The organism is Lysinibacillus sp. K60 (assembly GCF_019731275.1).
GTDB lineage: Bacteria > Bacillota > Bacilli > Bacillales_A > Planococcaceae > Lysinibacillus > Lysinibacillus capsici.
Window position 1 is genome coordinate 37,550 of sequence record NZ_JAASJR010000009.1, and the last position, 14,887, is coordinate 52,436.

General features: G+C 32.9%; 10 protein-coding genes. 2 read left to right on the forward strand and 8 right to left on the reverse strand.

Features of this window, described 5'->3' with window-relative positions; translation table 11 throughout:
* Nucleotides 1-5 precede the first annotated feature (5 nt).
* The 8 genes from HCH28_RS18255 to HCH28_RS18290 all read right to left on the reverse strand — a co-directional run bounded on the left by HCH28_RS18255 (nt 6) and on the right by HCH28_RS18290 (nt 9,446).
* Complete coding sequence (locus tag HCH28_RS18255) at nt 6-890, reverse strand: P-loop NTPase family protein (protein ID WP_221682522.1); 885 nt, start codon at nt 888-890, stop codon at nt 6-8.
* Entirely contained in the window at nt 890-1,849 is a 960-nt protein-coding gene (locus tag HCH28_RS18260) for an SAF domain-containing protein (RefSeq protein ID WP_221682523.1), read from the reverse strand. Before HCH28_RS18260 ends, HCH28_RS18255 begins: the two co-directional genes overlap by 1 nt.
* 44 nt (nt 1,850-1,893) lie before the next feature.
* Nucleotides 1,894-3,318 (reverse strand): hypothetical protein, encoded by a 1,425-nt coding sequence (locus tag HCH28_RS18265; RefSeq protein WP_221682524.1) that lies wholly within the window; start codon nt 3,316-3,318, stop codon nt 1,894-1,896.
* A 130-nt stretch (nt 3,319-3,448) separates the two neighbouring features.
* On the reverse strand, nt 3,449-4,504 hold the full coding sequence (locus HCH28_RS18270) for a hypothetical protein (RefSeq protein WP_221682525.1): 1,056 nt from the start codon (nt 4,502-4,504) through the stop codon (nt 3,449-3,451).
* Between the two features lie 104 nt (nt 4,505-4,608).
* Entirely contained in the window at nt 4,609-5,355 is a 747-nt protein-coding gene (locus HCH28_RS18275; RefSeq protein ID WP_221682526.1) for a hypothetical protein, read from the reverse strand.
* A gap of 820 nt (nt 5,356-6,175) precedes the next feature.
* Nucleotides 6,176-6,871 (reverse strand): hypothetical protein, encoded by a 696-nt coding sequence (locus HCH28_RS18280; protein ID WP_221682527.1) that lies wholly within the window; start codon nt 6,869-6,871, stop codon nt 6,176-6,178.
* A gap of 798 nt (nt 6,872-7,669) precedes the next feature.
* On the reverse strand, nt 7,670-8,248 hold the full coding sequence (locus HCH28_RS18285) for a hypothetical protein (protein WP_221682528.1): 579 nt from the start codon (nt 8,246-8,248) through the stop codon (nt 7,670-7,672).
* Complete coding sequence (locus HCH28_RS18290) at nt 8,241-9,446, reverse strand: ParM/StbA family protein (protein ID WP_221682529.1); 1,206 nt, start codon at nt 9,444-9,446, stop codon at nt 8,241-8,243. Before HCH28_RS18290 ends, HCH28_RS18285 begins: the two co-directional genes overlap by 8 nt.
* A 507-nt stretch (nt 9,447-9,953) precedes the next feature.
* On the opposite strand from HCH28_RS18290, the gene HCH28_RS18295 reads away from it, so the two are divergent.
* Nucleotides 9,954-11,375 carry a hypothetical protein gene (locus HCH28_RS18295; RefSeq protein WP_221682530.1) on the forward strand — a complete coding sequence of 474 codons (1,422 nt, stop codon included), beginning with the start codon at nt 9,954-9,956 and terminating at the stop codon, nt 11,373-11,375.
* A 160-nt stretch (nt 11,376-11,535) separates the two neighbouring features.
* The gene (locus HCH28_RS18300; RefSeq protein WP_221682531.1) at nt 11,536-14,781 is read left to right on the forward strand and encodes a type IV secretory system conjugative DNA transfer family protein; all 3,246 of its coding nucleotides are present in this window, start codon (nt 11,536-11,538) and stop codon (nt 14,779-14,781) included.
* The last annotated feature ends 106 nt before the right edge of the window (nt 14,782-14,887 follow it).

The following is a 14,887-nucleotide window of genomic DNA, read 5'->3' on the forward strand; positions in this document are numbered from 1 at the left end:
GATGATCACCCTCCTACTACTTCTTTTGTCTTTTTATTGCTAGTCATCTTATCATCAGGTTTATTTGAATCTTTTGTACTTTGATTTGTTTTGTTTAGAACTAATAAAGTTGCCTGCTCATCAGGTTTTATATCTTCCTCATGATTACTCAAATTGCTTTCGCTATTAGTCTTATTCTTTGATTTGAAGCGGCCAAATAAGAAATTAAATGGACCTCTGCGGGTACTTGCTTCGAAATCTTTTATCCCTAAATCAAACATTTCAGTCACAATGACTTTTAATAGTCTCCTATAATCCTTTGGTAGTTTGTTATAAGGAATAAGACCCTCATGTTGCATAAAATTACGTAATTTGTGTTCTAAATCGTCGTATTCTAAAGGATCATCGATTAGCTTGAATTCCAACCTGTTGTTAATTAATAGATCTAAATAATCATTTGGTATTTTATGAGCTGATTCGAAATGTACACGTTTAAGTACTGTATTGCCAGTTGAATCTACATAATCATTTAGGATGTCAATATCTTGGGTAATAGTAAAACGAGTATTATCACTTACATAAAGGACCTCATGAAATTTTGGCCAATCGTTAAGGATAGTGCTGCTGTCATTTGCATCCACAATAATGACATCATAGTTTTCCAACATTTCATTCGCGTTGTTAAGTTTTGTCATTAAATCTTGCAATGATTTTGTATTAATAAGAAGATCCACATCTTGAAATTCATACAATTCTTCATTTCCTTCCAAATGAATATATGAATGTTGATATTCGAGGTTATTTGTAGAATCAACGATTAATACTCGTTTTCCTAAGTCAGCAATAGTATGTCCGAGATAAATAGCAAAATCTGCTTTACTTCTTGAACCAAGTAGTTGAACTAGTTTCATTACTCACTTTCGCCTCCTATCAAAGCTTGCTGTTCTTGAGCTTGTTCATTCATAGCATTTAATCGCTCTTCTTCAGCTGCTTTAGCATTTTCATCTGAGACTTTGGATTGTACTTGCTGATCTCCATCTTGAATTTTTGACTTTTGTTCTTCACTTAATTCACGTAGATTGTTCTCAAGACGGCCACGATTTAACTTTTCTAGTTCCATTTCATAAAGATTTACAACGTTTGGCGACTCTTTAATTAATTCTTGTACATTCGGTTTAATTGGATATGTCGCTTTTGCTTTTTCTTGCATATGTTCATCAACATATGGGATTGCATAAATTTTGGCACCTTCTAGATATGCATCAACAATGGCTGAACTAATCGTTAACAATTCCGATTCACCAATGTCAAACCATAAAGTGATACCAGATAGCTTTTTGATATGTTTTTTGGTTAGAACTACATAATCATCCCCCGTTGGGAATTTGATACGAATATCAACATAACTGTCTGTAGAGATATTTGATGGAAGTTCGATGAAACTGTATTCAGCTTCACGTATGTCATTCGTAACATTTACTGTGTTGTATACCATTGACTGAACAAGTACTGCCCTTGATTTCATATCAGTTTTTGCATACAGTACAAACTTATCATCCTTTTTTAAATCACTTGGTCTTACAATATCAACTGCACTTGCTGCTTCAGGTACAGAAACTGACGTCAGCATTTCGGGTGTAATAACATCCCCCTTCTTGACATCATTTTTCAGTGCGTAAGCTGTGAAGTTCTGAGCTGCAGTTGTTTCTAAGATCTCAATCTGCTTCTCATATTTATCAATTAACTTCAATTCATTCTCTTGGACTTTTGAGTGCCAATAATAAACACCACCACTATAAATGCCTGTTGCCAACATAAATCCAGCTGTGCCAACTAGTATTAATTTCTTTGTCTTTAGTCGAATTCCCAAATTCCCCCTATTCGATTAACGAACAGGATTCACCACCTTTTTTATTATTTAAATATAAAGAATGTAAAACCTATAGCAGAAATTAATGCGCCCAATAACGCTGTTAACAATAGATGTTTACCCTTGAGCCGTAGTTCATGATTTTTAAGATAGAGTTTTAAAAGTTGCTTAAACACTTCACCTGACTCCTCTGGTACTTCATAAGGATTCGAGTGTTTCTCTAGTGGATAGACAAGGTGCTTTTTCAGCCTCGACTCAAGATCATTTGCAGATTTAAAATCGCTACTTGGCACCAAAAAGACAAGATCCTCTGTCGAATCAACATTAAGTAAAAACTCTTCTATCCAGTGGTATTTCCACTCATCTGCCGTAGCTACAACACATTTAATATGGGAGCGGTTGAACTCGGCTTTAAATTGTGAGTTGCGGATATCTCCAATATCTAAAACTACAAATTGAAATTTGGTATAAACACCACTAAGATCCATATCATCTCTATATTTGATATGGGTGATACCTTGAAAGTTAAACTCCTTTTCACTTAGAGTTATGGTTTCACCCTCAATTAACGAATGAATCCTATCAAAATCCATATTTTTATTAGCCTCAACCAAAGCAACATTATGCCCTGCTTTACTTAGAAACTTTGCTATGTTGATTGCTGTATTTGTTGCACCTAAATGCTTCTGAACTGCAGCAACTCCAATCAGGACTGTACCAACTACAGGCATCTTATTTGTGAAAGAATTTTCATTCTTCTCAAATATCCACTCATCATCTAACGATTCATTTGTAGTATCCTTCTCATGCACTGCCATCTTAGGTAAAGAAATATTAGGTTTTGGTATGTTCGGTTTTGGAATTTTAGATAAAAAGTCCATTGGATTTTTCTTTGATTCAGAGCCATTATCTGAGTTATCACTTATAGCTATGTCACCGGTGGATTGTTCTAATTTCTGGGTTTCAGCTTCTGGATTAACAAATTTAACTTCAAGCGTTTGAGGTTTTGTAAGATCTCTTCGCCATGGAATTTCTTTGTTAACAGTTCCGTACTCCAAAGCTATCGAAAAAGACATAGGTTTTATAAATGAGTCTTTTAAGTTTTGGACAGTAAATTTTATACCGTTCCGAGCAAAGAAATTGTAGATACCCATATTTAAAAACTCAGCCAATAACGGGTGTCCTTTGGGATAGTCAGATAACACTGTGAAAACAACATTTTCGAATTCGGGTGTCTGTCGAATACTTAGTACAACGTCACTTAATACTTCTAGACGATAATCATTGTTTTTCTTAGCTAAATCCGTTTTCAGAAGAATTCCATCGATTTTACCTGGATATTCACTAATTGTAGAAATTAAATCTTCTACTGATGAAACAATGTCCAGAACATTGCAATCCACCTCTTTCAGTTTTTCACGTAGTGATTTTGCAAAATCAGTATTTGAAGTGGCGATAATAAGATTCAAATTTATCCCTCCTTTTAAAAAAACAAAAAAAGCACACATTACCCCCTGATAAAGGATAATGCGTGCTTCGCATTGTAAATTTTAGTATTAAATTGGTTGCTTTATGTGAAATATATTAGCATATCCCTTTTTAGGTTGCAATAGCCAAAAATACCTTTCTGATAAATTCTTTTCCGTCATTTAATACAACCTTACTTCTGTATATAGCTTCATTTTCCATTAATGGCTTTAAATCAGTTATCATAGTACGCAAATTAAAGTCTGGTGAATGTTCCATCCCATAAAACATGTGACTTACTTGCGGATAATGATTAGGAAACAGCTGTGGTGATTGAATAAACAGAGCATGTTTTTGTTTTACTAGAATTTCATCTGTTGAGATCATAGTTAAATCAGCTAGCAATTGAATAACACCCTCAATAATGTCTCTTCCAGTTTGATCAATTGATGGATAAATAAAGTTTTTACTAAATTGAACCATTGTTAATAAGCTATCCATATTTTCATCATTAAAATCTCTTGCATAATGCACATTCATAACTGCCCAACAACCTATAAAGAAAGACTCTAATTGTTCCTTAAATGAAGAGCCTTTTATATGATATATAAAATCCGTTATTCCTTTTTCATCATTATATTTAACACCCCATTTTACAATTTGAAGTTTCTCCAGATGTCTCAATAATGTTGTTTTATCAGTTGAATCGGCCATTTCGTCAATTGCTCTTAAATAACCTGCAAGAGGCCCTTCTTCCGTTCGATAATATTTCATTTGAGGGATAAAGTGTGCTCTTTCTTTTCCATTTACATAGCATAACAATTTTAGATAAAGTTGAACCCATTTCATTCTAGTATCTTCTAATTCAGCTGCCCCCTCTTCAGTTGGCAATAGCTCAAAATCATACAAGTTAATGATATCCTTATCTTCATACTGATCTTGGATAATTTCAGTTGAGAGATGTAATATACGCATTTGATGTTTACGAGCAGTTGTCTTTATATGATTAATAAATGGATGATAGACATCATCATGCATAAATCCGACTCTAGCAAAAATGGAATGCTGCCAGTCCCATGTTATCGAGAAATCATGTGGCTTATACGCTAAATAAAAATGATCCTTGAATGTTTCTTGTTTATTAGGTTCTTCATCAACAACCTCTAACTCTAGTTCATCATTAGTCATATCCCTTTTTCCCCTTTCACACAAAAAGCACGCAGTAATCCCGTAAGGAATTACTGCGTGCTTCGCTAGTAATACTACTATTTTATTGGAAAAGAAATTTGAATTCAACTATTGGTTTGTTCAATTATCCATTCCATAAATTTTTTCTCGACATACTCGTCGATAAATTGTTCTCGCTCTTTTATTTTTTCTCTCTTAAAAATCAATCCTTCAAGTCTTTCTGATGGTGACTTTTTATCCCATTCAGCACGTGCTTGAGCTCTGAATTCACCTTGTTTTTGAACGACTTCGACCATTGTTCGACTAACTTGCTTTTCATTAGCTTGTTTCATCTCAATTAATTGTTGTTGAATATCATTTCTTTGACCAACTTCATGTTTTACAATTTCAATTAAAGTTTCTTTAAATGATTCTTTAAATTCCTCAAGCTGTTTTGTAATGTCTTCTGACGTTTCCCTTTCACTCGACTCAGTTGCTTCAGGTTTGGGACGACAAGGTAAATCTCTCTTAATAGCATCAAAAATTTGGGGTAACTGCCACGTTATTCCATTGTTGAGTTTCTTGGAACGCCTAATAGCAATGTATTCCGCTATATTCAAATCCATTTGATCATAAATCTTTACACCACTTAATCGATTTAAATAATGAATATCATCATTCTCTAATTCTCTAAAGTAATTATTAAGTGTATTAACAGTAATATTTAGTTCTATATTATGTTTTTGTTTAAAAGTTTCATTTACAACTTCAGTAAACTCAGTTATTTTCCAAGTTTGCAAATAATCAACATCCGAAGTTGCATTTTCTTCCCCTTCATTAACAAGAGCTAATTTAGTTATTTCTTCAGACAATACTACCCCTCCTTTCTTTCCTTCTATAAATAAAATACCACATTAATCTATCGATAATCAACAAACGCTTGATATTAAAGGCTTTTTAATAAAATTTTAATCAACGCATCCGATAGTTTAACGAACCAAGGAAACTCGCTTATTAAACAAAGTTAGTTAACTTTAAATTATCCAATTAAACCATTCACATGAACAGAATACCTTAACGATAAAGCAAATTACGACATTAATCTATTTATCGGATATCCCAATAACAACCATTCAATTAACAGTTAATCTATCATTAATCTTCTTATTAACATTAAGCACTTCTTGGATTATTCAATTAATTAACATAGCATTAACCATTATAAACTTGTTAATTTAACTATCAAGATTATATTAACCAGTATATATCCAAATATACTAGTTAATCGTTATCGATATAGAACAGTTAATATATCATTAGTAGTTATCTTAACTAAAGAATATCAGTAATCAATTGCGTTAATAGACCATTAACTTATTAATTTAGATTAATCTAACTGAATACTATCGATAATTGAACAGAATAAATGAACGATAATCACTGAATAGCTTTCCAATTATATTATCGCTATATTTTAAATGTATATTATACATATAAAATATAGCGATAATATACATACATATTTTTTTATACACACAATATCCGTATGTATTATATGTATAAATTCCTTCAAATTGTATTTTATACGTATAAAATATACACATATTATCATCATATTGTAATGATAAATAAGGGTGGGGGAGGGGGAATATAAAAAAACACCACATAGTTAGTGGTGTTCAATATGCTTATTTAGTTATCTCTCCAGTTATTAATCAAATACTCTTCAATAATTTCATTAGGATCGTTTAGTAGGGTGGCTGTATTTGATCTAACCTCATCCACAATTACAGATAGCATAGAAGCCCAAGAATATTCGTTACCTGATTCATTATCATTAACATAATTGAACAGTTTCTTTAGCTCTTTCATTTTATGTTTGTCAATACCTTCCTCTAAAAATCCTTTTACATAATCATCAACTATACTAAAATCGGTTATTGCATATTCAATTAGAGCTGCTGTAACACGTGCCTTTGCACAACCTAAACAATATGCCAGGTTCTCAAGTATATTGTTCATATCAACAGTGACCCTAATAGTAATACGTTCGCAATCTCCAGATTCAGTTCTACGAATAATGGAAGGATTCTTCGGGTTACCTCTATATAATGTATTATCTATTGCTACATCGCGTTTTAAATGCTTTGCAAGCTCATCTATAATATCTTTATTGGTAAGAGCCTCTTTACATAAGTATTCACCAATATCTTTAACAGGGGTATCAGTTATATCAGATAGTCGATATATTGCAGTTCTAGCATCCAACAAGATTGTTGGCTTTATATTAACTTTTTTATCGCTTCTTACTTTACGTTTTTTAGTGACTAACATATTTATCACCCATTTTCTCGTTTCTACCCAGTGGGCAAGAGGTATTTTTTCCATAGTATGTGTAATTCTCTAATTGTATGAGTATAGATAAGAGTTTTTTTGGTCATAATACTAGTGAAAGGGGACTCAATAATTTTTGAGTCTTAAATTTGTAACTATTAAAGCATAAATGACTAACTTGAAGATACGTTTCTCTTATTTTAATAATAGGGGGAAACAGCATGATAAATCTGGTCCACTGGGTATGGATCTAATGAAGAGGGGTGATTGCATGAGTGAAAAAAAGAACAAATTGATTGCTGAAATGAAAAATCATTCAAAAAAATATGGCTTTCCAGTAAAAAAGAAAGCAGGGATACAGCATGAAAAAAAAGGTAAAAAATAATTTATTAGAATAACCAAATTTTTATGGTTTATATTTTAGCAGCAAAAAAATTAACTTTATTGCTGTTATACATAACGTCTACTCCCCCCAAGATAATTGTTTATCTATATTAGCCAAATAAATCATGCCCACTGGGTTACTGGGCAAGATTTATTTGGTATTCAACCCTTACTGGGCAAGAGGTAATTTTCATATAATAAGAGTGGTGGGGGACTGTAAAAGGACTCTAATGTGGCTAGATTAAGTACTGCAATTAATTTTACTAGCTATATTTTACTTTTATTTTTTATTAAAGATCTTACTTTAAAAAAGTAATTTCAGAAGCTGGGGAATGTATTAAAGGATTAAAACAACCTAGATAACACAAAAAATAATTATTCATATGTAAAGATATTGAAAGGATCTATTGATTTCTAATCACCAATATATGTATAAAATAAAACACCGTACATTTAAGTACGGTGTATTTATTTACCCTTTTTTGGATTCATCATATTGCCAAACTGCATCATTGAATTAGTCTTAATTGAAGTTAAACCATTACCCTTACTTTTTGGTGTTTCTTCTTTACTCTCAATAGTTTCATTTTGAGAAGGGGAGACTAGACCATTTTTGTTATCTAGATTATCAGTTGTTTCTATATTCTTTATATCAGTAGATGTAGTTGAATCTACTACCACTTGTAATGCTGAACGAGGTTCAGCATTAGGTGCCTTATCTCGTTCAGTATTTTCAGTACTATTATTTTGACTATCTGAAGATACAACAAGTGTTTCAGGAATTCTAACTTCATTTTTTTGGATAGAGTTAGGAACATTAATAGTTGAATTAGGAATTTTGGAATTTACTCTATAATTCCTTGGCAGCATATCATCAATATCGATATTCCCATACATTTGATAGAGCAATATAAGTCCTAACATACTTGCACCAGATATATCAGATTGCTTGTTTATAAATGATAGTAGTTCATCATCAACAGTTCTATTTATATAGACTTGATAACGATCCCCATGTTCATATTTTGTTGTTCTACGTTTAGACACTTAGTGCCTCTAAGTAGTTGTTTTTGATTTCTTCAAATGCAGGGGTAAGGGCAAAAATTAGTAATCCTTTTGCAGTTATAAACTTAGGATCTGGCGCAAAGATCACCTTATCACTGTATTCCTCTAATAATGGTATTAATGCATTTTTATAAAGGATAGCTCCACCACCATATAAAACAATTCGTGCTCTTGATGGCATTTTTTCATAAATACTCTTTAGACTGTCAGCAATTACAATTGCATCATCATTCAGATACATAGTTGAGAAGTTCTGTAGTTTTGCAGAGTTAAAAATCTCAGTGTTACTATAAATTTCTGTGAATTGTGTTAGAGAATTAATTTGATCTTGCTTTTGTAGTTTATTCCATTCTGTACGAATCTTATTTACTGACTCTTTTGTTCCTAGTTCAAATCCCTCAGAGTTCTCATAATCAAAATCAACTCCAAACATTACTGCACAGTCTAATGAACCTGCACCAATATCACCCATCAAAAGTTCTCTATCTTCAAAAGTAACTTCCGTTTTAACTTGATTACCATTTTCATCTTCTTCAAGAATTTCATAAATTTTTGGAGTTCCATCGAGATTATAAACAATCGCATAACCTCCAATTGCTCCTTCAGGTAAAGTCATCGCAAATTCTACAACAATTGTTACGAGGATTTCTTCACCATTCGGGTAATGGAATTTCATCTCATGAGTTCCAATAAATCTTTCAGCGTGTTTTTGGAATGCTTCTTCGTCAATTTGATTTAAAGGTAAAGCCAAATTTAAATCATAATGGGCAGTTATTGTCTTACTTTCAGGGTTGTTTCTTATAGCATCCACTAATAAACCTGCAAGTACCGTTCTTGCCACAATTTCAGAAGTATGTTTTTGAGCATGTTTTGGTGTCTCTTTTGGTTTGGCACCCAAAGCTTTTAATGTTCTTTTTCCAATAAGATAACGCTCATTTGATTTTGATAAAGCTTTAGACGATAAGAAAGTAATATCTAAGTGCTCATGAATATTTTTAGGCGTTACTACATCATTAGCTAAGAAATTACCTTTACTTTTACTATTTGCATTTAACAAAATGAGTTCTGCTGTTGGGATGGCTAGTCCCTCATCAACTCCCTCAAAATACATCTTTGTTTCACCATTTCCTCCATCTACGCCAGCTTTTCTTACTACGTTTTTAGTTCTCTTTTTAGTCATTCAAAATTCACTCCTAATAATTGTCCTATTGAAACCAATGTTTCTGTATTTATTATACAGGGTAAGATTGCCACTCGTCAACACATTATACATACATTTTATACACACAATATATGTATAAATTATAAATACATTGTAAGTATAATGTGTGTATAAAATAGAAATTAAATTCCCCCTTATATATTTTAATTTTAAAGTAGCTATATTCTTTGGAAAAATGCTTTGCATGTAATTTGCTAGAACAAAAAATCTATAATGTGTAATTAGAAATTGGAAATTTGTTCAGGGAAATGTCTTAGGTTTTCTAAACAGATATTAGATTAAAAATCGTTCCCAAACTAGGGTGCTACATATTGGTGCTGCAAGCACCTTATATCAGCACCATATATCAGCGCCCTACAAAATATTGATATTTATTATTTTGTCAAGATATTTCTATAAGTATCTTGCACTCCGAACTTCATTAACCTAAAATCGGAGTAATAAGGAGAAGGGAGAAATTAATTAATGGCACCCCCAACACACAAGCAATTAAGCAATAAACAACTGGAAATTCTAAGGTTCATTTTAAAGGTTAGAATGGCTAAGATACATCAAATATTGAGTTATTTAAGACCAGAACTTAAGGGTAAAACCCGACAGGATAAGGACTTTGAAAGTGGCAGAAAGGTTTTAAGTAAAACCATAAAGTTATTACAGGATGCTGGTTACATAAAGCAACATAGGGTTTCTGATTCTACGGAAGTGTACTATTATTTGACTCAAGAGGGTCAAAACGAAATTTACTCGTTCATGGGGATCACGGAACTGGATAAGAATAAGCACTCAGGGTTTGATTTTGATTTGGGATTTTTCCCTTGGAGGGTCCCACCGTTAGAGAACATACATTCCCGTTTTCAAACAGAGATACAATGCAATATTTTAGCATTTAATCGGCAAGTAGAAGAAGCTGCTAGAGATTCGGAAAATGAACAATGGATTTTCGGTGGAGTTAAGTTAACGAACATATGTTCTTTACGTGATAACTTACATGCATCGCCTCGGAAATCAAAAATTAAAGAAAGTATGCAATATAAACCTGATGGCGAAATTTGTTTAAATCTATCTCGTTATGATGAGCAAGGGAATCTTATAGATACCCATGGTGAATTAGCTTATTATTTCATGGAATATGACAGAAAAACAGAGTACGGTGAAAGGCTACTTGCTAAATTCAAACGACTTAATAATCGATTGAAGGAACTTAAGGAGAATAATGAGTTAAGGTATTACAAAGGGATGATTGTTGTATTAGAAAATCCACGGTACTCAAACAATCAAATGACCACTGATTTACAGGTGAATCTTAGATATCTTAACTTTCTAAAAGCCTTTAATGCTATGTGTGGTGAATTCATTGATGATTTCAATATCATAGCTACTACTAGTAGTAATCTTGAAAGTACCATTCTTTCTCTGAGAACCGAATATAGTAAAGACTTTAAGTATCCACTCATTGATGCATTCCGCTTCAAGGATCTACAAAAGACTTTTAATTATTCTGATCCAAATACTGACGGACTATTATTTGATTACTTTAAAAACATTGGCGATGTGCTAGGTCGTTTTACTGGTGACAGAAAATATTACTGTGTTTTCTTTAATATTGAAGGGTTAAATACTCTTAAATGGAAACGGTGTATTAAGATATTTAATAATCTTCAAAAGGTAGCCGTTGAAAAGAATGAAACATATATAATTGTGCCTATAGTTGTTTTTAGAGAGCTAACCCCTTATTCAGTAGGACTAATTGATAATACTTTAAAAGCTGGAGAAGATAAGTTATTTTATGAAAGATTGCATATGATGGATCTTCGTATTAACCGACCCGTTCTCTATAAAGAATTAGAACCTATTGATTTTAGGGATTCTGTATTCGTAGTTAAGTAGCTTATTGGTCTTGACTTTACAAGTTAGAAACATATAATTGAAATTAAGAAAAACAAATAATTAGTACGTTCGGAAGCACCGAACCTACACCTTAAAGATTTATTTTTAAGGTGTTGGGTTCGGTGCTTTTTTGTTTTTCAAACAAAGAAGGGGGGATTTAATGGGCTTCTTACAAAAAAAGGAGAAGCAAGAGGTCGGATTACAATCAGATACTGAATATGTTATCGAACGTGAAGGATTCTTAAAATACCGCTTCGAAAAGGCTATTAAGAAAACGAAACGGGAAGAATTCGTTCGGATGACTTTAAACTACCAAATAGTTTCAGTATTATCTTGGTTTAATGTTGCTGTTCTACTACCAATAGCTATTTTTACATGGGTAATGAATTTACTAGGTGTATTTGAACTAGCTTTATTAAACAAACTGCCATGGTGGCTTTTTATTCTGATATGGCTTTTACCGTACTTTACATGGCATTATAGTACAATCTCAATACCTCAGAAAAAAGGGCCAGTAATACTTAAAGATTGGTCAAAGACCAAAAAGGGAAGATGGAAAGCAGCAATTTTTAATTTAGCTCCTTTTCATCTTCTAAGTTGGTGTGCATTTGCAAAATATAATGTAGATTACTTTTTAGATTATTTAACCAGTGTACGGATTTTTGAACCATACAAAGACATCATTATGACAGATGATTTGGATTCTTTAATATTAGTTCTGTTTGTCATTCCAGTAATATTTAGCGCTCTTTCTCTTTTCTTACAAGCGCGTGATTACATGATAAATAAAGATTTGCTTCAAAAGCACTTTATGACTTGGGAAGCTCCTTACATCAAAAAATATGCACACGAGTACAAATTGGAAACATGTGATGTTATAGTCGGTTTCGAATTTGATACAAAGAAACCAATTATTATAAAAGAAAATGAACGATTTTTACATGAGGCCATAATAGGGGCAACCGGTTCAGGTAAAACATCTACAACTTTGTTGTTACGGATAGCACAGGATATATTAAAGATTGCTACAGGGCAGCGGGATATGGGCTTGGTTTTCTTGGAACCAAAAGGTGATGGTGTAGATGATGTATTGACCATATGCAAAAAGCTTGGTGTTCCAGACGAGAAAATTAAAGTTATCGATCCTACAAAATCTTGGTCAATGAAATACAATCCATTTGGAGGGTCGAGAGAGTCAGCCGCTTCTGGATTCCAGGGTACATTAAATGCTCTTACTGGTGATCAAGATGAGTTCTTTAAAGGACAACAAAATGAAGCAGCTAGTACGTTTACGTTATTAGCAAAGATCCGTTTTGGTCCTGCTACAAATATCACTCATATTCAGCAAATGTTTACAGACCCTCGTTACTTAGCAGATATAGTAGAATTTGTTCGAAAAACAATTGATTCTAAAAGGGAAGATCCTTCACTAACTAGCAGTATGCGAGCAGAATTAAGTTCATTTGAACAAATCGTAGCTTACTTTGAAAATGAGGTGTTGGATTATAAAACATTCCGTGATAAAGAAGAAATTAAACAAGTCTTATATCCACCAGGTCACAAATACGCTGGCCGTCCATTAGTTGAAAATAAAAAGGATAAGTTTGTTACGGGTGCTAAAAAGTACCTAAATGAGATTGCATTAAACTCTATGCTTAAAAGTCTATTTGTCTGCAATGATGGAGAAGAAGCTTTCGATGCGGACAAGTTTTTACGTGAAGGTGGCGTAGTATTAATTAATACTGCATTAGGAGATTTAGATGAATTATCTCTTTTATTCGGACAGTTCTTCATCCGTCAATTCCAAAGTGCAGTCTTCCGTAGAGCTAAAGAGTGTAAAGAGACAGGTATTGAACGAATACCAATCATGTTCTATGTGGACGAATTCCCTTTATACGCTAACGAAGCATTTGAACGTTTCTTAACGCTAGGGCGTTCTTTTAAGGTAGGTGCAGTTATTGCTATGCAATCTATTGCACAATTAGACGCAGTTGGCCAGTCTTATCGTAAATCAGTTATGGGTAACGCTTCGCACAAAACAGTATTTGGTCGTGGACCTGTAGAAGATAATGAATATTTCTCTAAAGAATTTGGTGAACATCTAGTTGTTGTAGAATCAATGAATGAATCAGGTTCTCCAATGACTAGCGAAAAGCAAACATGGGGATTCCGTTTAAATACTCAAAAAGAAATGCAACCAAGGTTCACTCCTACCGATATTCGAGAACTACCGTTTAAAGAAATGATTGTACAAGTGGTTAATGAACGAAATAGTATTGGTATACCTAAGAAGGCTGTTGGTCAGTTTGTTCATGAATCAGCATTTATTAACAGATTTATGGATTTAGTAGCCAGTGATATTAAGTCTACAGAAGAAAAGGAATTTAATGTTACTGATCATATATCTCAAGATAAATTAGATACACTTGTAACAAATGTAAAAGCAGGTTACGAATCAATGGAATCTTTAACTACCGATGAAATTTTAAACCTTACAGACTTCCATAGTGTTATTCCTGATGAATTTATGGCTAATGTATCTGCTATCGGTGATTCGGTGCAAAAAGAATTTGAACAATATTCAAATGACGACGGCTTTATGTCTCCACCACTACAATCACAAGCTATTCCAGTACAAAGAAATGAAAAGAAACACAATAACGTTATTCCATTCCCAGCTGCAGAAGGACCAAACAACCTCGAATATAGTGTGGATGAAGAGGAAAATACCAGTATTTCATTCTATGGTGATGAGGAGAAAATCGAAAACGAAGCGGGGATACCTTTTAACTTTGAAATAGGTAATGAAACATCAAATCTATCAGCTGATATGATGGGCGAAACCGCTTCTACTGATGATACAAATGACTGGTTAAGTCTCATGGATGAAAATGATGCTGAAAACACTTCAGATGCTACGTGGGAAAAACTAGATTCAATGGTTGAACAGCCCCCTGTAGATGTCGTTGTTCCTGTTGTATTTGATCAGGTTGATGAGAACTCTGCAAATAATAACGTTGAATACGTTGATTTGCCATTGCAAAATGACGTGCAACATGAACCATTTAATCCTCCTATGATGGAGCCACCAATGTTAGATATTGATAGTGCTAACCACAATATTAAAAACACTAGTGGAATTGATAACAAAGCAGTTTCAATTCCAGTCATGAATCAAATGAGTCTTTTCCCAGATGAACCCATAGTGAAAGAAAATAAAAAATCAAAAAGAAATCAAAAGGGGAGAGAAAGTAGTTCTTCAGTAAAGAAACAAGAAGTTGAAAAGAAGCAAGAACGAGTTGATGAACAGCAAGTACAGCCTCAACAAAAAGTAAATCAAAAAAGAGAGGTTGTAATACCAGGTAATCATTTTGTTTCAGAAGATGTGATTGAAGAAGATATTTAAAATCAATTGATGTATCTACCGTGACTTGATATAATGACTTCAACTTAATTTATTACATTTTTAGAAGAATGTTCGGAAGCACCGAATCTTTCGTCTTTTTAGACGT

Coding starts and splice junctions, on each gene's coding strand:
- HCH28_RS18270 (WP_221682525.1), bottom strand. CDS start 4,504: ATGACTAATGATGAACTAGAGTTAGAGGTTGTTGATGAAGAACCTAAT.
- HCH28_RS18290 (WP_221682529.1), bottom strand. CDS start 9,446: ATGACTAAAAAGAGAACTAAAAACGTAGTAAGAAAAGCTGGCGTAGAT.
- HCH28_RS18255 (WP_221682522.1), bottom strand. CDS start 890: ATGAAACTAGTTCAACTACTTGGTTCAAGAAGTAAAGCAGATTTTGCT.
- HCH28_RS18295 (WP_221682530.1), top strand. CDS start 9,954: ATGGCACCCCCAACACACAAGCAATTAAGCAATAAACAACTGGAAATT.
- HCH28_RS18280 (WP_221682527.1), bottom strand. CDS start 6,871: ATGGAAAAAATACCTCTTGCCCACTGGGTAGAAACGAGAAAATGGGTG.
- HCH28_RS18300 (WP_221682531.1), top strand. CDS start 11,536: ATGGGCTTCTTACAAAAAAAGGAGAAGCAAGAGGTCGGATTACAATCA.